The sequence below is a fragment of the Bradyrhizobium sp. in8p8 genome (genome assembly GCF_000426845.1).
Taxonomy (GTDB): Bacteria; Pseudomonadota; Alphaproteobacteria; order Rhizobiales; family Xanthobacteraceae; genus Bradyrhizobium; species Bradyrhizobium japonicum_C.
This window is the reverse complement of the sequence record NZ_AUGD01000010.1, coordinates 71,047-90,720: the sequence shown is the minus strand read 5'-3', so window position 1 is coordinate 90,720 and position 19,674 is coordinate 71,047. Positions and strand designations below refer to the sequence as shown.

The 19,674-nt window shown below is 63.9% G+C and carries 19 protein-coding genes and 1 tRNA gene; 6 read left to right on the top strand and 14 right to left on the bottom strand.

The window, feature by feature from the left end:
- Nucleotides 1-181: 181 nt before the first annotated feature.
- A complete protein-coding gene (gene rpoZ / locus K408_RS0124445; protein ID WP_024341121.1) occupies nt 182-574 on the bottom strand; it encodes a DNA-directed RNA polymerase subunit omega in 393 nt (130 codons plus the stop codon).
- 329 nt (nt 575-903) lie between these two features.
- Between rpoZ and K408_RS0124440 the strand changes: the two genes are divergently transcribed.
- Both K408_RS0124440 and K408_RS0124435 read left to right on the top strand, forming a co-directional pair.
- A complete protein-coding gene (locus K408_RS0124440; RefSeq protein WP_024341120.1) occupies nt 904-1,548 on the top strand; it encodes a LabA-like NYN domain-containing protein in 645 nt (214 codons plus the stop codon).
- Nucleotides 1,529-2,203 carry a uracil-DNA glycosylase gene (locus tag K408_RS0124435; protein ID WP_024341119.1) on the top strand — a complete coding sequence of 225 codons (675 nt, stop codon included), beginning with the start codon at nt 1,529-1,531 and terminating at the stop codon, nt 2,201-2,203. The genes K408_RS0124440 and K408_RS0124435 overlap by 20 nt, the downstream gene beginning before the upstream one ends.
- On the opposite strand, the gene K408_RS0124430 is transcribed toward K408_RS0124435, so the two are convergent.
- The 4 genes from K408_RS0124430 to dapA are packed head-to-tail and all read right to left on the bottom strand — an operon-like array spanning nt 2,200 to nt 4,689.
- Nucleotides 2,200-2,790, bottom strand: a complete 591-nt coding sequence (locus K408_RS0124430; protein WP_024341118.1) for a peroxiredoxin — start codon at nt 2,788-2,790, stop codon at nt 2,200-2,202. The two genes, K408_RS0124435 and K408_RS0124430, sit on opposite strands and share 4 nt — an antisense overlap.
- A gap of 4 nt (nt 2,791-2,794) precedes the next feature.
- Nucleotides 2,795-3,268 (bottom strand): SsrA-binding protein SmpB, encoded by a 474-nt coding sequence (smpB, locus tag K408_RS0124425; RefSeq protein WP_024341117.1) that lies wholly within the window; start codon nt 3,266-3,268, stop codon nt 2,795-2,797.
- 59 nt (nt 3,269-3,327) lie between these two features.
- A complete protein-coding gene (gene mscL / locus K408_RS0124420) occupies nt 3,328-3,741 on the bottom strand; it encodes a large conductance mechanosensitive channel protein MscL (protein WP_024341116.1) in 414 nt (137 codons plus the stop codon).
- Between the two features lie 57 nt (nt 3,742-3,798).
- Complete coding sequence (gene dapA, locus K408_RS0124415; protein WP_024341115.1) at nt 3,799-4,689, bottom strand: 4-hydroxy-tetrahydrodipicolinate synthase; 891 nt, start codon at nt 4,687-4,689, stop codon at nt 3,799-3,801.
- A 232-nt stretch (nt 4,690-4,921) separates the two neighbouring features.
- Between dapA and K408_RS0124410 the strand changes: the two genes are divergently transcribed.
- Nucleotides 4,922-7,384, top strand: a complete 2,463-nt coding sequence (locus K408_RS0124410; RefSeq protein ID WP_024341114.1) for a lytic transglycosylase domain-containing protein — start codon at nt 4,922-4,924, stop codon at nt 7,382-7,384.
- A gap of 450 nt (nt 7,385-7,834) precedes the next feature.
- Here K408_RS0124410 and K408_RS0124405 read toward each other — a convergent pair whose 3' ends face one another.
- Nucleotides 7,835-9,352: a porin gene (locus K408_RS0124405; RefSeq protein WP_024341113.1), complete on the bottom strand. Its 1,518-nt coding sequence runs from the start codon at nt 9,350-9,352 to the stop codon at nt 7,835-7,837.
- A gap of 821 nt (nt 9,353-10,173) precedes the next feature.
- On the opposite strand from K408_RS0124405, the gene K408_RS0124400 reads away from it, so the two are divergent.
- Nucleotides 10,174-10,266, top strand: a tRNA-Ser gene (locus K408_RS0124400).
- 395 nt (nt 10,267-10,661) lie between these two features.
- Here K408_RS0124400 and K408_RS0124390 read toward each other — a convergent pair.
- Nucleotides 10,662-10,928, bottom strand: coding sequence for a hypothetical protein (locus tag K408_RS0124390; RefSeq protein ID WP_024341111.1), 267 nt, complete (start codon nt 10,926-10,928; stop codon nt 10,662-10,664).
- Between the two features lie 1,149 nt (nt 10,929-12,077).
- Between K408_RS0124390 and K408_RS42255 the strand changes: the two genes are divergently transcribed.
- Complete coding sequence (locus K408_RS42255; protein WP_155248605.1) at nt 12,078-12,275, top strand: hypothetical protein; 198 nt, start codon at nt 12,078-12,080, stop codon at nt 12,273-12,275.
- A 128-nt stretch (nt 12,276-12,403) separates the two neighbouring features.
- Here the strand turns inward: K408_RS42255 and gatB are convergent, their stop codons facing one another.
- From gatB to K408_RS0124350, 7 genes are all read right to left on the bottom strand, one after another.
- Complete coding sequence (gene gatB, locus K408_RS0124380; protein WP_024341110.1) at nt 12,404-13,882, bottom strand: Asp-tRNA(Asn)/Glu-tRNA(Gln) amidotransferase subunit GatB; 1,479 nt, start codon at nt 13,880-13,882, stop codon at nt 12,404-12,406.
- Nucleotides 13,879-14,181, bottom strand: coding sequence for a hypothetical protein (locus K408_RS0124375; protein WP_024341109.1), 303 nt, complete (start codon nt 14,179-14,181; stop codon nt 13,879-13,881). Before K408_RS0124375 ends, gatB begins: the two co-directional genes overlap by 4 nt.
- Nucleotides 14,172-15,647, bottom strand: a complete 1,476-nt coding sequence (gene gatA / locus K408_RS0124370; RefSeq protein ID WP_024341108.1) for an Asp-tRNA(Asn)/Glu-tRNA(Gln) amidotransferase subunit GatA — start codon at nt 15,645-15,647, stop codon at nt 14,172-14,174. Before gatA ends, K408_RS0124375 begins: the two co-directional genes overlap by 10 nt.
- Nucleotides 15,644-15,856: a hypothetical protein gene (locus K408_RS0124365; protein WP_008548392.1), complete on the bottom strand. Its 213-nt coding sequence runs from the start codon at nt 15,854-15,856 to the stop codon at nt 15,644-15,646. The genes gatA and K408_RS0124365 overlap by 4 nt, the downstream gene beginning before the upstream one ends.
- Nucleotides 15,857-15,934: 78 nt before the next feature.
- On the bottom strand, nt 15,935-16,222 hold the full coding sequence (gatC, locus tag K408_RS0124360) for an Asp-tRNA(Asn)/Glu-tRNA(Gln) amidotransferase subunit GatC (RefSeq protein ID WP_024341107.1): 288 nt from the start codon (nt 16,220-16,222) through the stop codon (nt 15,935-15,937).
- A 139-nt stretch (nt 16,223-16,361) separates the two neighbouring features.
- On the bottom strand, nt 16,362-17,438 hold the full coding sequence (locus K408_RS0124355) for an NAD(P)H-dependent flavin oxidoreductase (protein ID WP_024341106.1): 1,077 nt from the start codon (nt 17,436-17,438) through the stop codon (nt 16,362-16,364).
- A 135-nt stretch (nt 17,439-17,573) separates the two neighbouring features.
- Nucleotides 17,574-18,599 (bottom strand): NAD(P)H-dependent flavin oxidoreductase, encoded by a 1,026-nt coding sequence (locus K408_RS0124350; RefSeq protein ID WP_024341105.1) that lies wholly within the window; start codon nt 18,597-18,599, stop codon nt 17,574-17,576.
- Nucleotides 18,600-18,696: 97 nt separating this feature from the next.
- Here K408_RS0124350 and K408_RS0124345 point away from each other — a divergent pair, with 97 nt between their 5' ends.
- Nucleotides 18,697-19,587, top strand: coding sequence for a LysR family transcriptional regulator (locus tag K408_RS0124345; RefSeq protein ID WP_024341104.1), 891 nt, complete (start codon nt 18,697-18,699; stop codon nt 19,585-19,587).
- Nucleotides 19,588-19,674: the final 87 nt, after the last annotated feature.

Here is a 19,674-nt window from a genome sequence, read left to right as displayed (position 1 = left end):
CCCCGACCCGTTGCACACATCCTAGCTCCGATCGCCCGCGTGTCCGATCAATTCAGTGACAGGAACGGAGCGCCAACCGACAAGCTATGGTAACCACGAAAACGTCAACAAAAGCAAAGGCCCGAACGAGGGTTCGGGCCTTTGATCAGATCACAACAAATCGATGGACGCGACGGAGGAATTACTCGTCTTCCTCGGGCTGCTCCTCGGGAGGCGCAAGGCCTTCCAGACCCTTCAGGAGCTCCTCTTCGGTCATGCGCTCCACGGCGACTTCGGTATCGTCCGCATCGACGCTCGCACCCGCGGAACCGATCAGCGGCACCGCATCCGGCTCGGGCTCATCCACCTCGACGAACTTCTGCAGCGAGTGCACCAGCTCCTCGCGGAGGTCCTCCGGCGAGATCGTCGTCTCGGCAATTTCGCGCAAAGACACAACAGGGTTCTTGTCGTTATCGCGGTCAACCGTTAGTTGTGAACCGGATGAGATCATGCGGGCGCGGTGGGCGGCCAGCAGGACCAAGTCAAACCGGTTGTCGACCTTGTCGATACAATCTTCTACGGTGACGCGAGCCATGGACTGTCGCTCCGTTGTGGGTGGGACGAAATATGTGGATGATTGGGGCTAGTTATAGGGGCCGGGAGGGTTTCGCAAGGCCAATTTGTGATTTGGCCTCGCCAAACGGCTCTGCTAACCCCACATTGGGGCTGGGACGGGTGATATTCGGGGCTGCCATTGAGGGCGGCCCCAAGTCTATGCAGGTCCGCCATAACTATACCTTGATTGCCCCGACTTCTCCGGACGTGCGGTTTCGACGGATTTTTGCAGCACTCTAGAACTGCGCGGCTTGCTGTTGCCGCGCCAACAAAAAACGATCAATCACGGCTACTACGCGAGCAAACTGAATGTCACCTTCTTCGACCAACAAGATCGCGCTCTTCATCGATGGGGCCAATCTCTACGCAACCGCGAAAACTCTGGGCTTCGACATCGATTACAAGCGCCTGTTGAAGGAGTTTCAGAGTCGCGGGACGTTGTTGCGGGCGTTCTACTACACCGCGATCATCGAGGACCAGGAATACTCCTCCATCCGCCCCTTGATCGACTGGCTGGACTACAACGGCTACACCGTCGTTACCAAGGCGACCAAGGAATTCATCGACGCTTCCGGCCGGCGCAAGGTCAAAGGCAACATGGACATCGAACTCGCTGTGGATGCCATGGAGCTCGCCGAGCATATCGACCAGATGGTGCTGTTCTCCGGTGACGGCGACTTCCGCTCCCTTGTCGAGGCCGTGCAGCGCCGCGGCGTGCGCGTCACCGTGGTCTCAACCATCGCCAGCCAGCCTCCGATGATCGCCGACGAGCTGCGGCGTCAGGCCGACGTCTTCACCGACCTTGTCGAGCTGCAATCCAAGCTCGGCCGCGACCCGTCCGAGCGCCCCGCCCCGCGTGACCGCGGCGAGCGTGGCGAACGCCACCATGCCCCGCAATTCCTCCAGCGCGCGACCACGATGGCGCCGAGGGGCGATGACGACTTCGAGGAGTGAGGCGGCACGGTCAGCCCCCCAGCCTCTCGAGGTCGTTCCCGACCGTGACTGCCCGCTCTGTCCGCGCCTGCTCGCCTTTCGCGAGGCGAACCGCGCGCGCGAGCCATCCTGGCACAATGCACCGGTTGCCCCCTTCGGCGACATCAAGGCGCGTCTTTTGATCGTCGGCCTCGCGCCGGGGATGCAGGGCGCCAATCGCACCGGACGGCCGTTCACCGGCGACTATGCCGGCGACCTGCTCTACGCGACGCTGCTCGAATACGGCTTTGCAAGGGGTACCTATCGGGCGCGTCCAGATGACGGCCTGAAGCTGGTCGATTGCCGGATCGCCAATGCGGTGCATTGCGTGCCGCCGCAGAACAAGCCGCTGCCGATCGAGATCAACACCTGCCGCCGGTTTCTTGTGGCGAATCTCGCGTCGATGCCGAACCTGCGCGCGATCATCGCGCTCGGGCGGATCGCGCACGACAGCGTGCTCAAGCCGCTGAACCTGAAGGGCTCGCAGGCCCCGTTCGGCCACGGCGCGGTGCATCAGGCCGGCGGGCTCAGGCTCTACGATAGCTATCATTGCTCGCGCTACAACACGAACACTGGCGTGCTGACGCCGGACATGTTCCGGCGCGTGTTCGCGAAGGTGAAGGCGGACCTCGATTAGGCTTTGATGCCGTCGGCTGGATTTGCCCTCAGCCAGTCCAGCACGTCCGCGGCGTTCCGGTCGGGCGGAAACACCGGATAGAAGACTTGCGTGATCCTGGCGTCGTCGATGATCAGCGCCAGGCGCTTGATCAGCGTCAGGCCTGCAACCTCCATGGTCGGCAGGTTCAAGGCGCGCGTGAGCGCCAGCTTCTCGTCCGACAGCACCGGAAAGGGCAGATGCAGGCGCGAGGCCATCTCGGTCTGATATTGGTTGCTCTGGGTCGAGAGGCCGAACACGTGTGCGGCACCGGCGGCTTTCAGCTCGGCGTAGAGATCGCGAAATGCGCACGTCTGCGGCGTGCAACCGCGCGCCCCCGGGATCATGTCCCAATCGTCGACCAGCGCGATCTTGCCCGGCTCGCCGGTGCGGGGATAGGCGAACACGACGGTGCGGCCGCGCAGCGCCGATAGGCTGACCGATGTGTCGTCGGTCGCGAGCAGGTCGATCGGCGGCAGCGGCATACCCTTCAGATGCGCGGCGCCGCCGTCGTCGGAGGGCGCGGGAATCTGGCTCCAATCAACTTCGAGCAGGTTCCGTTGATTCATCGGCTCATCCCCTCGCCCGCATCAGCCGTCCCTTCTCCCGGCTCCAGTCGCGCTTCTTCTCGGACTCGCGCTTGTCGTGCAGCTTCTTGCCTTTTGCAACCGCCAGCTGCAGCTTGGCACGCCCGCGCTCGTTGAAATAAAGCTTGAGCGGGATCAGCGTCATGCCCTCGCGGTCGACCGCGCCCATCAACTTGTTGATCTGTCGGCGGTGGAGCAGCAGTTTGCGCGGCCGCTTGGGCTCGTGGTTGAAGCGGTTCCCCTGAAGATATTCGGGAATGGTCGCATTGATCAGCCAGATCTCGCCGTTCTTGGAATCGGCATAGGACTCCGCGATCGTGCTCTTGCCGTTGCGGATCGACTTCACCTCGGTGCCGGTCAGCGCAATGCCCGCCTCGATCGTGTCCTCGATGGCATAGTTGAAGCGGGCCTTGCGATTTTCCGCCATGACCTTGATTGGACGTTCGTTCTTATCGGCCATCACGGACAAACCTGATTGAGATGCGCGCGGATCCTAACAGTCAGGATGAAGCGCGCGCGTCACTTCTTGAGGAGATCGCGGATCTCGGTCAGAAGCTCGACCTCGGCGGTCGGCTTCGGGGGAGCGGCGGGTGCCGCCTCTTCGTTGCGCTTCAGCGTGTTCATGGCACGGATCACCAGGAACAGCACGAAGGCGACAATGATGAAGTTGAGTGTCAGCGTGAGGAAGCTCCCCCAAGCCAGCACGGCGCCTTGCTTTTTGGCATCAGCTAAGTTGGTGGCGGTGACCGCCTTCGACAAGGGGGTGAAGTAGTTCGAGAAGTCGAGGCCGCCGGTCACGGCGCCGATGATCGGCATGATGACGTCGCCGACCAGCGAGTTGACGATGGCACCGAAGGCCGCGCCGATGATGACGCCGACCGCGAGGTCGACGACGTTGCCCTTCATGGCGAACTCTCGGAACTCCTTGAGCATCCGCCTACCCTTTTCCTCGACCGCGCTCATGAGACGCCCCCCGGAAAAGCCAGCCTCTCAGTTGATCAGCCCCGCGTGCACCATCGCGCTGCGCACGGCAACGCGGGTCGGCTCGGACACCGGTACCATCGGCAGCCGCAGCGTCTCCTCCAGCTTGCCGAGCAGCGACATCGCGTACTTGACCGGCGCCGGATTGCTCTCGATGAAGAGGTTGTTGTGCAGCGGCATCAGCTTGTCGTGGATCGCAAGCGCAGCCTTGGTGTCGCCCTTCTGCCAGGCTGCGTGGAATTCGGAGCACAGGCGCGGCGCGACGTTCGAGGTCACCGAGATGCAGCCATGGCCGCCATGGGCCATGTAGCCGATGATGGTGGCGTCCTCGCCCGAGAGCTGGTTGAAGTCCTCGCCCATGGCCGCACGCTGCTGCGACACGCGGACCATGCTGGCGGTGGCGTCCTTGACGCCGGCGATGTTGTTCAATTCCCAAAGCCGCTTCATGGTATCGACCGACATGTCGATCACCGAGCGCGGGGGGATGTTGTAGATGATGATCGGAATGCCGATCGCGTCGTTGATCGCCTTGAAGTGCTGGTACATCCCTTCCTGGGTCGGCTTGTTGTAGTAGGGCGTGACGATCAACACGGCATCCGCGCCCGCCTTCTCGGCGTGCTGCGACAGTTCGATCGCCTCCTGGGTCGAGTTGGAGCCGGCGCCCGCGATCACGGGCACGCGGCCCTTGGCTTCAGCGATGCACCATTCCACGACCTTCTTGTGCTCGTCATGGCTGAGCGTCGGGCTCTCGCCGGTGGTACCGACCGGGACGAGGCCATTGGTCCCCTCCGAAATCTGCCAGTTGACCAGAGAGCGGAACGCCGCCTCGTCCAGTGAGCCGTTCTTGAACGGCGTAACCAAGGCGGTGAACGACCCCCGGAACTTCGTCTTGGCTGCCATGGACTTCCTCCGTACGCGGCGATCTCTTGAGCAAGCCCCATTCATATCGGGTCTGTCCCGCCGGTAAAAGGGCCGCTGCCCTGTGACGCACCGTTTAGGCCGCGATTTTGCCGCGGTGATGGTGCAAATCGGCCCGAGGTAAGCGGCTGTTGGTATTTTGTCCGCATATTCAATCAAATACAGCTAGATCTTGGTCTTGGGCCACTTGACTGATTCGGGGCGACGAAACGCCGTGATCTCCCTCCCTCGCGCCGCATGGCGATACCTCGGCCTGATCGTCTCCCTGATGGCAGGGCTGTCGGTCGGTTGCGCTGCCTTGGCCAAGTCCAATGACACGACCGCGGAGGCCAGCAAGAACTCCGTGAAGCCGGCTGGGAAGGACTCGTCCAAGGGAACCGGCAAGGAAACGCCGAAGGATACGGCCAAGGGCGCGAGTAAAGGGGCGGCCAAGGACGCCACCAAGAACGCAGGCAGGGAAGCGGCGAAGGGCAAGTCCAAGCCCGCGGCAGCGCTTACGCCCGCGGCAGCCACCAAACCCGCGGCCGCTGCCAATCCCGCGGCGGCATCGAAACCAGCAGCGCCCAAGCCTGCGGCCGCGCCAAAGACGCATCCAGCTGCCAGCAGTTCAGCCCCCAAAGCCGCGGCCGCTCCGGCTTCGACGGCGACCATCAGACCGACCGCCCCGGCGGCGGTTGCCAAACCGCTCGCGGCTCCCGTGCTGGCCCCTGCGACCCGCCAGCACGCAGCACCGCGCAAGCCGGCCATGCCGGCCGCGGTCGCAGCGACCTCGTCGACGTCGCAAGCCGACAAGGACACGCTGGAGAACGTCATCGAGCTCGTGCGCAAGCGCAAGGCCGCCGACGCCACCAACCATGCCGCCTCGATCGCGGATCCGGTTGCGCGGAAGCTCGCGGAATGGATCATCCTGCGCAGCGACGACAATGGCGCGACGGTGGAACGCTATCGGGCCTTCCTCTCCGCCAATCCGAGCTGGCCGTCGCAAACCTTCCTGCGCCGGCGCCTCGAGGCTGCGATGTGGGACGACAGGCGCGACGCTTCGGTCGCATGGTCGTGGTTCGAGAACGAGTCCCCGATCTCCGCCAAGGGCCGCTTCATGCTCGCCAAGGCGATGCTGGAACGTGGCGACCGCGCCAATGCCGAGCGGCTGGTGCGCGATGCCTGGCGCAGCGATCCGATGTCGGAGGACACCGAGAACAATGCGCTCGACCAGTTCGGCGCCCTGCTCACGCCGGGCGATCAGAAAGCGCGGATGGACACCCTGCTCTACGGCAGCGAGACCGAGGCGGCGCTCCGCGCCGCAAAGCGCCTCGGGGCAGGCTATGTGGCGCTTGCAAGGGCCCGCATCGCCGCCGTCAAGAAAGCGCCGAACGCGCGGGCGCTGCTCGACGCGGTGCCGCGTGAGCTGCACAATGACACCGGCTACATCTTCAGCAAGATCCAGCTCCTGCGCCGCGAAGAGAAGTTCACTGAAGCCGCCCAGCTGATGCTGTCCGCGCCGAAGGATCCGGGCCGCCTCCGCAATCTCGACGAATGGTGGATCGAGCGGCGCCTTCTGGCGCGCAAGATGATCGACACCGAGGAATTCCGCAGCGCGTACCTGATCGCGCGCGATGCGGCACTGCCCTCGCGCGACATCTACAAGACGGAGCAGGAGTTCACCGCGGGCTGGATCGCGCTGCGCTTCCTCAACGATCCCGCGACCGCCGCCCAGCACTTTGCGCGGATCGGGGTCGGCAGCGTCAATCCGACCGCGCTGGCGCGCGCCGGCTATTGGCAGGGCCGCGCCGCGGAAGCAATGGGCCGTCATCAAGAGGCGCGCAACGCCTATGCGAGAGCCGCCGAGCAGTCGACCAGCTATTACGGCCAGCTCGCCCGCGCCAAGCTCGGCCTGCCGCAGATCGAGCTCAACAGCCAGCCGCGCGGGCGCGGCGCCGAGCGGCTGGAGATCGTGCGCGCTGCGCAGTTGCTCTATGAGCTCGACGAGCGCGAGCTGGCGGTGCCCATGCTCGCCGACATGGGGGAGAATGGCGACCCGGAGGCGCTCGCCGGCCTCGGCGAGCTCGCCCAGCGCTACAGCGACGCGCGCGGCATGCTGCTGCTCGGCAAGGCTGCGCTCAATCGCGGCCTGCCATTCGACTTCTACGCCTATCCCGTCAACGGCATTCCGCAGTTCACGCCGATCGGCCCCGAGGTCGAGCGCAGCATCATCTACGCGATCGCGCGGCAGGAGAGCGCGTTCAATCCGCGTGTGGTTTCGCCGGCGCAGGCCTATGGACTGATGCAGGTGACCCCGGACGCCGCCCGCTACGTGTGCAAACGCCACGGCGCGACATACGACCTGGGGCGGCTGAAGAACGATTCGGTCTACAACGCCACGCTCGGCTCGGCCGAGCTCGGCGGGCTGCTCGAGGACTATCGCGGCTCCTATATCATGACCTTCGCCGCCTATAATGCCGGCCGCGGCAGCGTGAAGAAGTGGGTCGAGCGTTACGGCGATCCGCGCAACCCGAAGGTGGACGCGGTCGACTGGGTCGAGCTGATTCCGTTCTCCGAGACGCGCAACTACGTGCAGCGGATCATGGAAAACCTTCAGGTCTACCGCGCCCGCTTCGGCGGGGGCACGCGCCTGCAGATCGAGGCCGATCTGCGCCGCGGCGCGGTCAGCCTGGAATAGTAGCGGTTCCCTCTTTCACTTCGCAGCCCCGGAGCAAGGGCGGCAAGCGCCCGACTGGTAGTGAGCTGAACCGGCGGAACCTGTCCAGCGGTCGGCGACCTTCTGCTTACGCCTGCTCGACGGGTCTCTCGAGCGGCGCGGCGGCCACGGTTCAATCAGCATTTCGGCCGAGACCCGCCGCGCGACAATGAAGGCGGCGGCTGCAGCTCGCGATCCATGAGGCGCTGGCATGGCCGGGCCGGCAATGCTGCATCCCTGCTCGATGCATCTCGGTCGACAGGACTTGCACGGATCCCCTCTCCACGACAGCCTGCATCGGGCCACACCGAACCATCGAGAAGGGGTGCGCGGTCGCGCTCTCGGCACGACGAGAACACAGGCGCCCAGGGCCAAAAGGAAAAGCCCCGGCGGTTTCCCGCCGGGGCTCTCTGTCAGGTCGTTAGACCAAACTTACCAGTTGCGCTGAGCGCGGAGGAGCAGGGTGAACGAGTCCTGATCCTTGAGCTCGTAAGCCGCGACGGGCTTAGCCAACGCCGCACTGGCGCCAGCAGCGGTGACCGTTCCGGCTGCGTACTTCTGGTCCAGATGGGTCCAGTTGAAGTCGGCCGAGAAGGTCAGGTTCTTGACCGGCGTCCAGCGGGTGATGAGACCCAGCTGAGCGATGTTGTAGTCGGGGTTACAGGCAGCCGAAGCAATGCCGAGTGCAACCGACACGGTGCCGCCCACGCCGCACATCGCGGTCTTCGCTGCGCCAGTGTAGCGAACTCCAGCGTACGCACCGTAGAGAGCCGTGTTCCAGTACGGATCCCAGTTGTGGGTGTACGCACCGCGCATACCCCAGGTCTGGACCAGCTCCAGGCCGCCACCGGTCACGTGCACCGCGTCAGGTGCGAAACCGATGCCGATGCTCTGATATGCGCCGGCCAGGCCGGTGCTGCCATAGCTCGTCCAGGCACCGGTGCCACCGGCGAGGTCCTGGATGTTGTAGCGGGTCGCACCGTCGGTATAGACGCCCTGGATGTTGATCGTGTCACCCGCACCCGTCGGGATGTTCTTGATCGACAAAGCCAGCTGAGCCGCCCAACCCCACTTGTCGCCGGGGTGACCGGTGGGTTCGGTCGCTCCGTAGTAGCCCGCATGGTTCTCATGCGCCGCAACCGACGCCTGGAACAGACCCCAAGCCTGGTCCACGCGAACCATGGCGACGAGGTCCGGCGAGCGCGAGCCGGCGGTGTTGTTGGTGCCGTAGCCGAAGGTGCCCGGAACAGCGAGGTTGTTGATACCAGCCTGATAGTACTGGACCTGATCCTGCGCCGAGAACGATGCCGTGATGCCCTGACCGAAGTCAGCGGTGTAGGTGAACTGGTTGACGCCGGTAACCGTGCCGCCGCCGCCGACGAGACCGTCGAAGTTGTTACCGGGATAGTTGGTCCAGGGAGCTGAGAACTGGGAGACCGCCTTACCCATCGTGAAGCCAGCGAACTGGATGAAGGCGTAGTACACGCCGAGCGAACCACCGGCCACCGAGCCGTTGCCCGAGGTACCCGCCGGAGCCGAGTCGTATGCGGTCGTACCGCCACCGGTGTATCCGCCGGTCGTCCACGAGAAGGTCGCATCGAAGAACGTGCGAACCACGCCGTATTCGGTCGCGGTGCGGGTATCGATGTTGAGATCCTGACGAGCCCGCATCGTGTAGTAGTTGCTGAGGCGGTTGTGAGCGCCAGCAGCGCCGTTGAACGCGCCATTGTAGACGCTGTTGGTGCCCAGCGCGACTTCAGCGCGGAGATAACCACCCAGCTTGATGCAGGTGTCAGTGCCCGGGATGTAGTAGAAGCCCGCACCGTACAGCGAGCAGATCTTCACGTATTCGACCGCCTTGGCCTTCACGGGGAGATCGGCTGCCTGCGCTCCGCCCACGGCGATCAGACCCGCCGCTGAGCCGAGCAAAAGGCTCTTAACCAACTTCATGTTAAACCTCCAAGTTGCTCTTTCAGGGAAGGTCACTGACCGGATGGTCAATTCCCCAGCCCCCTCTAAATCACCGCTTTGGGCCCCTTCGCGCCTTCGGACACACCCGCATGAACGCGAGGGACTTAAGCGAAAGACCTAAACGGGACGACCTCGGGATGCCCCCCTCCGTCGCTCAGTCACAATTACCGAACGGCCTTGCACACACAACAAGAGAACGCTCCCAAACGGGCCGAGGAAGCGTGTTTTCCGGTGGGTGTTGCACAAATAACACGCAGATGTGATCAGATCGCGCTTGCAACCTACTGTTTTCACTAACGTTTTTGAGGCGGTTCCATTTGCCATCAAAGTTCCCCACATGGGGCGCCGCTTCTGAAGACATCGGCCTGGAGTGGCTTTGACGCGCTCGAATCGTGGAATCACGAAGAGACTCAATGGACAGACATCAGCGCCTTCGCCCCGGTAAGCGCAGTCGCCGCAATGCCTTTGGCGCGCCGGCAATGACTCTTTATAGAGATGGCGAAGATCGGGATCGCGCCGGCAGCTCGCAAGACAAGACGCAGGGAGGTCAATCTTCCCTAGCCTTCTCGCAGACCATTGAACTTCAAGGGAAAATCGGACATCGAGGGGAGCAAGGAAGTCTCCCTCCACAGAGCATCCTGTATCCATGCTCACATGGACAGGCCTCGGATCTGCCTTGGCGGCGCCACGCTCTTGGCCGCTCAGAGCACCCCTATGTTTCGAAATTCACTGGGAATTCGAGCGAAACACGCGCTTCCAATTTGACCCGCGCGAGCAATTAGATGCATAAGGCTCGCACCGGAGAGGTGGCCGAGTGGCTGAAGGCAACGCTTTGCTAAAGCGTCATACGGTCTCAAGCTGTATCGAGGGTTCGAATCCCTCCCTCTCCGCCATCGGCAGCAGAATCAATCAAGTTCCAGGCGTTCTTTCACCTGAGAACGATGGTGACCACACTGAGCTCACCGCGAGTCGCGCGTGCCTGCCCGCACCCAGATACCAGATCGCCAGATCCGCCAATGCGAAGGCGATATCAGCACGGCCTCGCCGGCCCAGACATTGAACCACACGCCGTCCGTCCGCCGGCAGGGAAAGGACCAGGGCAAGATTCCGGTCTTGTCGAGACGTCCGAGCTCCAGATCGCACTCATCGGGAGCGATCTGAATCGGCAGCCATCGTTCATTCGTGTCTTGGTTGCCCATACCGCCCAGTTTATGCGCGGCAAGACGAAGACACTTGCTTCAGCGCAACTGGCCGCCCCGTGCGACTACGGGGGCAGGTGCGATTCTCATCAGTGCGCGGAGACCCAGGCCCTCGCCTCGCGCTGTGCGGCCGAGATCTCGGCTTCCGACATCTGCCCGGCGACTTCCTGGCGCAGCGCTACGGCGTCCTTGCGGCCCTTCAACGCGGCAAGGTTGAACCATTTGTGCGCGGCGACGAGATCGACGATCCCGGAGCGGCCGCTCGCCCAGTAGATTCCGCGCTCGAACAGCACGTCCGACAGCGCGCTCGCATCGATCGGCGTTGCCGTCTCCAGATCGAAAGTACCCTGAAACATCACGCATCCCCTTTGTTCTTATGCCGCCTCGTCCCCCGAGCGCGGCTCCCGTCCAAAAAGCTGTTCGACTCATCCCATGCCGTTTGCCGGCTTGTTGGAGACGATGATGGCGGGCAAATTTGAATGGCAGTTTAAGTATCGCGATGAAGCAGACGTAAACGCGGGTGTGCGACGCCGAGCTGCGGAATCCAAAAAGCTCCTGAGTTGCAGGCACTTCTGCGATTCGTCAGATTCGGTTTACCGTTGGAATTCAGGACATCGATAACCATCACGCGCAGTCGGATGCGCGCTGTGGCCTATCGCGCGCCGCGCATCGCATCTTCCCAGAGCGGTGATGCAGCTTCCAGAGACAACGGCGATCCACCGAGAAGCCACGGTGTGCTGGATTGTCCCGTCGGAGCCAGGCGAAGGCACCGCAACTCCAGACGCGGCGCGCGAGCGGCGCAAGTCAAGCCGCAACCCTCGCCTGCCCACGGTCGGAGGCAGAGACGTCAGCTGGGCGCCGTCCCGGTCAGATCAGCAATGTGGGGAAAGGAATGCCGGCAATACCCCGGCCTCAGGAGAACGAGGGCGTCGGCGAACACGTCAGGACCAGATTTCACATGAGCCCGAAGGCTGCTTGCGAAATTGCGGGGCTCTCAAAAAGGATACCCGCACCGAACGAAGAAAACTCGTTTCTTCTGCCGGACCGTGAAGGAGAACGATCCGACCGTTGACCTGATGTCTCGCCGACACCCTCTATCGTCGACCAGAACCTCGAAGGCGCTGATGACGTGCCGGCTATCTGAAGCCGGCAACTTCAGAAGCGAAGTTACTTCTTCTTTGCGACCTTGCGGGTCTTCTTCGCAGTCTTCTTCACTGCGCTCTTCGCCTTCTTCGCCTTCTTCGCCTTCTTCGCTTTCTTGGCCATGTTGCCCTCCGATGTGTGAGATGGCTTTAATCGCTGCGTGCATTCGGGGATCGAATGCACTTCATCCCGAATACACCAACACGAAGAAAAAAACAGCGTCTCGCTTAAAGAAGTGTTGACGACGCAACGCGCGTGCGCTTGCGAGCGCGACGCAAGCACACTGCGCGACGCGCGCGAGCGATCGCAAGGAGCACTCGCAGCATCGGCGTTCGAGAGAGACGCGATTGCATGAAAACACTATGCAGCAAGTATTTTTCTGCACGCGCGCATCACGCGCGATCGATGCGATGATGTGCATCGACACCTCGGCGATCACGTTGCCGGGGCGCTTCGCGGACTCTGAGTCGCGAATTTTGGCAACGAAAATATTTTCGTGCTTAACGGCGCAATCGCTCGTCGGAGCCTGTGCAAGCCGCCGTTTTGCGCGAATCGCGTGACGGCGATTCGGTCGCGGCAGCAGCGTGGATCGGGATGAAGTTTTCTTCCGAGCATGCGCGCGAGCGTCGCACCGAAGCGGAAAGCGAGGTGACGAAGCGTGTCCGTCACCTCGTACGCACGTGCGAGGCTAGACGCCCAGCTTGGACTTGAGCAGGTCGTTGACGCTCTGCGGGTTGGCCTTGCCGCCCGACGCCTTCATCACCTGGCCGACGAACCAACCGAGCGACTGCGGCTTGTCCTTGACCTGCGCGGCCTTGTCGGGGTTCGCCGCGATGATGTCGTCGACAACCTTTTCGATCGCCGAAAGATCCGTGACCTGCTTCATGCCGCGGCTTTCCACCAGCGCGCGGGGATCGCCGCCCTCCTGCCAGACGATCTCGAACAGATCCTTGGCGATCTTCCCCGATATCGTGCCCTCGCCGATCAGGTCGATGATGGCTGCAAGCTGTTGGGCATCGACCGGAGAGTCCGTGATGCCCCGGCCTTCCTTGTTGAGACGGCCGAACAGCTCGTTGATCACCCAGTTCGCCGCCATCTTGCCGTCGCGGGCGCGGTTGGCGAGCCTGTCGAGCACCGTCTCGTAGAAGACCGCGCTCTCGCGCTCGGCGACCAGCACGCTCGCGTCATAGGCCGAGAGCCCGAAATCGGCGACGAAGCGCGTCTTCTTCTGGTCAGGCAGCTCCGGCAGCTGGGCCTTCAGCTCGTCGACGAACGCCTGGCTGAACTCCAGCGGCAACAGGTCGGGGTCGGGGAAGTAACGATAATCGTGCGCCTCTTCCTTCGAGCGCATCGAGCGCGTCTCGCCCTTGTTGGGATCGTAGAGCCGCGTCTCCTGGTCGATCTGGCCGCCATCCTCGAGGATCTCGATCTGGCGCCGCGCCTCGTACTCGATCGCCTGGCCGATGAAATTGATCGAGTTCATGTTCTTGATCTCGCACCGGGTGCCGAGCGGCCCGCCGGGCTTGCGCACCGAGACGTTGACGTCGGCGCGCAGAGATCCCTTCTCCATGTCGCCGTCGCAGGTGCCGAGATAGCGCAGGATGGAGCGCAGCTTCGCTACGTAGGCCTTGGCCTGCTCGGCATCGCGGATGTCGGGCTTGGAGACGATCTCCATCAGCGCCACGCCGCAGCGATTGAGATCGACATTGGACATGGTCGGCGACCGGTCGTGCAGCAACTTGCCGGCATCCTGCTCCAGATGCAGCCGCTCGATGCCGATGGTGACGCTGCGGCCGCCGTCGAGCTCGACCAGCACCTCGCCCTCGCCTACCACCGGCGACTTGTACTGGCTGATCTGATAGCCCTGCGGCGAGTCCGGATAGAAATAGTTCTTGCGATCGAACACCGAGCGCAGGTTGATCTTCGCGTTGAGGCCAAGTCCGGTCCGGACAGCCTGCCTGACGCATTCCTCGTTGATCACGGGCAGCATGCCCGGCATCGCGGCGTCGACCAGCGAGACTTGGCTGTTCGGCTCCCCGCCGAACGCGGTCGAGGCACCCGAGAACAGCTTGGCGTTCGACGTCACCTGGGCATGGATCTCCATGCCGATGACCATCTCCCAATCCCCGGTGGCGCCCTTGAGAAGCTTGTGCGTTGCCGTGCTCATGTCCTGCTCCCAAGCAGCGTGGCAGCGATCCGCTCCCACTCCGCTTCCAATGAATCCTTTGCTGCGACCTGGCCGGCCTGGCGGTACCAATAGCCGGCATTGCCCAGATCGCCTTCGACGCGGTGCAAGTATGCATGCACCCAGGCGGCTTCACGGCCGTTGTCGTCCTGGACGATCTTGTGCGCGCGGTCCCAGTCACCCTTCGCTGCCCACCAGAGGCCTACGAGCGGCGCACTCAGCTCCTGCGCCGGCGCCGCGCCGTCGAGGCTCGCGATGAAGTCAGCGACATTCACCACCACCTCGCGGGCGTGAACCGGCCGGCGGCCTGCTCGATCACTTCGCCGAGCGAGAACAGCGTCTCCTCGTCAAACGGACGGCCGATCAGTTGCAGGCCGAGCGGCAGGCCCTGCGCGTCCTTGCCCGCGGGCACGGCGATACCTGGCAGGCCCGCCATGTTCACCGTCACCGTGAAGATGTCGTTGAGGTACATCTCGACCGGATCGGCGCCGCCTTTCTCGCCGATGCCGAAGGCCGCCGACGGCGTCGCCGGCGTCAGGATGGCATCCACACCCTGGGCGAAGCAGTCCTCAAAGTCCTTCTTGATCAGCGTGCGCACCTTCTGGGCGCGCAAATAGTACGCGTCGTAATAGCCGGCCGAGAGCACATAGGTGCCGATCATGACGCGGCGCTTCACTTCGGCGCCAAAGCCTTCGGCGCGGGTGTTCTCGTAGAGCTCGATGATGTTCTTGGCCGGCTCGCGCAGACCGTAGCGGACGCCGTCATAGCGGGCGAGGTTGGAGGAGGCCTCCGCCGGCGCCACGATGTAATAAGCCGGCAGAGCATATTTGGTGTGCGGCAGCGAGACCTCGACGAGCTCGGCGCCGGCGCTCCTGAGCCAATCCGCGCCCGCTTGCCACAGCTTCTCGATTTCGGCCGGCATGCCGTCGAGCCGATACTCCCTGGGGATGCCGATCTTCATGCCCTTCACGGACCTGCCGATCGCGGTCTCGTAGTCCGGCACGGGAATGTCGACCGAGGTCGTGTCCTTGGGGTCATGACCCGCCATCGAGCGCAGCAGCATCGCGGCATCGCGGACGCTGCGTGCGATCGGACCAGCCTGGTCGAGCGAGGAGGCAAAGGCGACGATGCCCCAGCGCGAGCAGCGGCCATAGGTCGGCTTGATGCCGACGGTCGCGGTGAACGCCGCCGGCTGGCGGATCGAGCCGCCGGTGTCGGTCGCGGTCGCGCCCATGCACAGCAGCGCCGCCACGGCCGAGGCCGAACCGCCGGACGAGCCGCCCGGCACCAACGTGGTGTTGCTGCCGTCGCGCCGCCAGGGATTGCCGACGGGCCCGAAGCAGGAGGTCTCGTTCGACGAGCCCATCGCGAACTCGTCGTTGTTGAGCTTGCCGAGCATCACCGCGCCGTCGCGCCAGAGCTGCGAGGTGACGGTGGACTCGTAGGTCGGCACGAAATTGCCGAGGATCTTCGAGCACGCCGTGGTGCGCACGCCCCTGGTCGCGAACAGATCCTTGATGCCGAGCGGGATGCCGGCGAGCGGCCCCGCATCGCCCTTGGCGATCTTGCTGTCCGCCTCGCGCGCCATGGCCCGTGCCTTGTCGGGCGTCTCCATCACGAAGGCGTTGAGCACGCGCGCAGCCTCGATCGCGGACAAGTGCGCGTCGGTCAGCTCGAGTGACGTGAAAGTCTTGGCCGCGAGGCCCTTGCGGGCCTCTGCGAGCGTCAGCGATGTCAAATCGGTCATTTATTGATCGGGCTGCAGAAGAACGGAGACAAGGTCTTGTCGTTGGCCGGGTCGTCTTTCTTGGCAGCGGCATTCGCAGCAGCCTCGAGCTCATCGAGCACGGCATTGACGGCGACATTGGGATCGGCAGCCTTGCCCTGCCGCTCCATCTTGTCGAGATAGTTCATATAGGCCTGATAGGCCTTCTCATCGTCGCAAAGCAGGCACATCGGACCACGTCCTAAGACTCTTTGTTTGACGCGTTTTCTTCACGCGAACCGGCTTCCACTTCGCTCGAAAACGCAATGTTACTCGACGACCTTCGGCACCAGGAAGAAGTGGCCCTCGGTCGCGGGAGCATTGGCAACGATATCGTCGGCGATCTCGCCGTCATTGACCACGTCCTGCCGCTTCTTCATCTGCATCGGGGTGACCGAGGTCATCGGCTCCACGCCCACGACATTGACCTCCGAGAGCTGCTCGACAAAGGCGAGCATGGCATTGAGCTCGCCCTGCAGATGCGGAACGTCGTCCTCGGAAACCGCAATCCGCGCCAGATGCGCGATGCGGCGGACGGTAGCGGCGTCGACGGACATTATATATGGCCTCTCACGGCAAAACCCATGTGCCGTATAGCAGAGGCCGGTTTTGCGCCGCAACCGGCGCTAGCGCATGATCCGGAAAAGTGTGAAGCGGTTTTCCGAAAAGATCATGCGGAAACAATAACCTGGAGGCCTATCCGGCGAGCGCTTTCAGGCGAGCCAGCGCCGATCTGGCGAGATCGCGGGTCAATTCTGCCGCGGGGACCTCGCGACCGAGGGCCACGGCCTGTCCGGCCCAGAGATTGGTAAAATCCACCCTGCCCTGCTTCTCGGCGGCGGCCTTCAGCGGCCCCAGGGCGGTCGCGGCATGGGGAAAGGGCGGCGCATCCGGCGAGACCGGGCCGGCCTCGCGCATGAGCCGGTTCTGGACCCCGCGCGCCGGACGGCCGGTCATGACATTGGTGATAACCGTGGAATCGTCTCGTGCCTCGGCGAGCGCCTTGCGGCCGCCCGCGCTGACCTTGGACTCCGGACAGCGCAAGTAAGCGCTGCCGATCTGCACGCCGGAGGCACCGAGCGCAAAGGCTGCGGCAATGCCGCGACCGTCCGCAATGCCGCCGGCAGCGATCACCGGCACCTTCACGGCATCGACGACCTGCGGCACCAGCGCGAAGGTGCCGGGCTGTTCTGCAATCTTGTCAGTGAGGAACATGCCGCGATGGCCGCCCGCCTCGGCACCTTGTGCGATCACGGCGTCGACGCCGCGCTCTTCCAGCCAGACCGCTTCTTTCACCGTCGTGGCAGACGAGACGACGCGGCATCCGGCCGCCTTGACCCGCTTGAGCAGCGACGGCTCCGGCAAACCGAAATGGAAGCTGACGACCTCCGGCTTCAGCTCTTCGACGACCTCGCAGAAGGCGGCGTCGAAGGGCGCGCGGTCGGCCGCGGCGATCGGCGCCGCCGGATCGAGACCGTGCTCGGCGTAGTACCCTGCCAGCCGCTGCTTCCACCGCGCCTCGGCCTCCGCCGTCAGCTCGACCGGTGTGTGGCAGAAGAAGTTCATGTTCACCGGCGCCTTTACGCGCTGGCGGATGAGCCCGACCTGCTCGCGCGCCTTCTCCGCCGAGATCATCGCACACGGCAGCGAGCCCAGCGCCCCGCCTTGCGCCGCCGCAATCACCAGCTCCGCATCCATCACGCCAGCCATCGGCGCCAGCACGATGGGGAATTCGGTCTTGAAGAGATCGATCAGTCGACGGTCAGGCCACATGGTTCTTGCCTCGCTCTTGCCCTCTCCCCTTGAGGGAGAGGGTGGATCGCCGCGTAGCGGCGAGACGGGTGAGGGGTTTGCATCCGCAGAGACAGACCTCTCAAATTTGACTTTACGCTCCGCGGATAGAACCTCTCATCCGGCGCGGATTGCATCCGCGCCACCTTCTCCCACAAGGGGAGAAGGAAAAGAAGCACCGGAATTCCGCCGCCCCTCCAGCAACTGCTCGACCTCAACCGCAATCCGATCGACGATCTCGGCCGCCGGCGGAATATCATGAATCAAGCCGACCGCCTCTCCCGCGATCACGGCGGCCACGTCGAAATTGCCGGCCGCCTTTGCCGCCGCATACTCCGCCGCGACTGCGGCGACATTCTGCATCAGTTCGACTTCGCGTCCCATCCAGCGCCTGGCATGGTCGTTGATCAGGCACCGGCCGGTGAATGGCGCCGGCCAGACGTTGTTGCGGGAGAGATCGAAGATGATGCCGCGGAGCGTCGAGCCGCTGCTCGCCGCACAGATGCGCCGCTTGGCTTCCTCCGCGCCATCGGCCTCCTGACTCGCATAGAAGCGCGTGCCCAGCAGCACGCCGCTCGCGCCCAGCATCATCATGGCGGCGAGCCCGCGCCCGTCGGCGATGCCGCCGGCCGCCACCACGGGAACACGACCCGCGGCAAGATCGACGATGGCCGGCAGCAGATCGATGCTGGTCCGCGAAGCGCCGTGACCGCCCGCCTCGGTCCCCTGCGCGATCAGGATGTCCGCGCCGGCCTCGAGCGCCTGCCGTGCCATCGCTTCATCCTGCACCTGACAGATCAGGCGCGCGCCGGCCGACTTGATGCGCGGCGCGAACGGCGCGGGATCGCCGAATGACAACATGATCGCGGAAGGCTTTGCGCCGAGTGCGATGTCGAGAAGCTCGGGCTGCCTGGCAAGGCTCCATGTGATGAAGCCGATCCCGAACGGCGCACGCAGATCCGCGAGTTTCGCCGTCTCCCGCTTCAGCCAAGTCCGCTCGCCATAGCCGCCGCCGAGAATGCCGAACCCACCGGCGCGACTCACAGCCGAGACGAGACGGCTGCCGGCGACAATATCCATCGGCGCCAGCAGGATGGGGTGCCTGATCTCCAGCAGCCTGGTCAGCGATGTCGCAATGGGCATGGTCCCTCCCCCGATCTGGACAGAGAGACTAAGCCTGACTTACATTCTCGAAAATTGAATTCTTGCGAACGTTGCCATCTCAAAAGAGAAACGAGATATGGAACTCAGCGATCTCCAGACCTTTGCGGCAGTGGCTCGCGTCGGCGGCATTACCCGCGCTGCGGAAGCGCTGAATACAGTGCAGTCCAACGTAACCCAGCGCGTGAAGGCGCTGGAGGCGGAGATCGGCACGGCGCTGTTCGAACGGCATTCGCGCGGTATGACGCTGACGGGCGCCGGCAGGCGCCTCCTCCCCTACGCGCTGAAGATGGCGGCACTGGCGCGTGAGGCCGTGCTTGCTGCGCGCGATGATGGCGAGCCGAGTGGACCGCTCTCGATCGGATCGATGGAGACGACGGCGGCCGTGCGCCTGCCACCCTTGCTGGCGGATTTCCATCGCCGTTGTCCCGCCGTGCGTCTTTCCTTGCGCACCGCGCCGACCGCCGACCTCGTCGCCGACGTGCTCGACGGCACGCTTAACGGCGCCTTCGTCGCGGGGCCCATCACGCACGCCGATCTCACGGCTACGATTGCATTCCGCGAGGAGCTGGTGCTGGTCAGCGCGCGGCGCTGGGCTTCGCTGGCCGAGCTGCGCGCTGGCACGCCGGAGTCCGGCCCGACCGCACTGGTGTTCCGCACCGGTTGTACCTACCGTCAGCGGCTCGAGCAAATATTCGTCGAGTTCGGCTGGCCGTCGGCGGCACGCTTCGAGCTCGGCACGCTCGACGGCATGATCGGATGTGTCGCCGCCGACATGGGAGTGACGCTGCTGCCGCGCGCGGTGATTGAATGCAGCGCGATGAGCGCCAGCATCTCGATCCACACGCTGAGCCCGTCGCATGCGCGCGTCGAGACATTGTTCATCCACCGCCGCGCCGGACATCAAACGAGCGCGCTGAGCGGTTTTGTCGAGTCCCTTGCCAGGGACGACGAGGTCATCGCGGCCTGACGCGACGCAGCGTTCCACTCCACGAAATTCGTCACAAATCCACCGCGCGTCCGCGCATATTCTGCCGCGGCAACGCAGCACATCGAA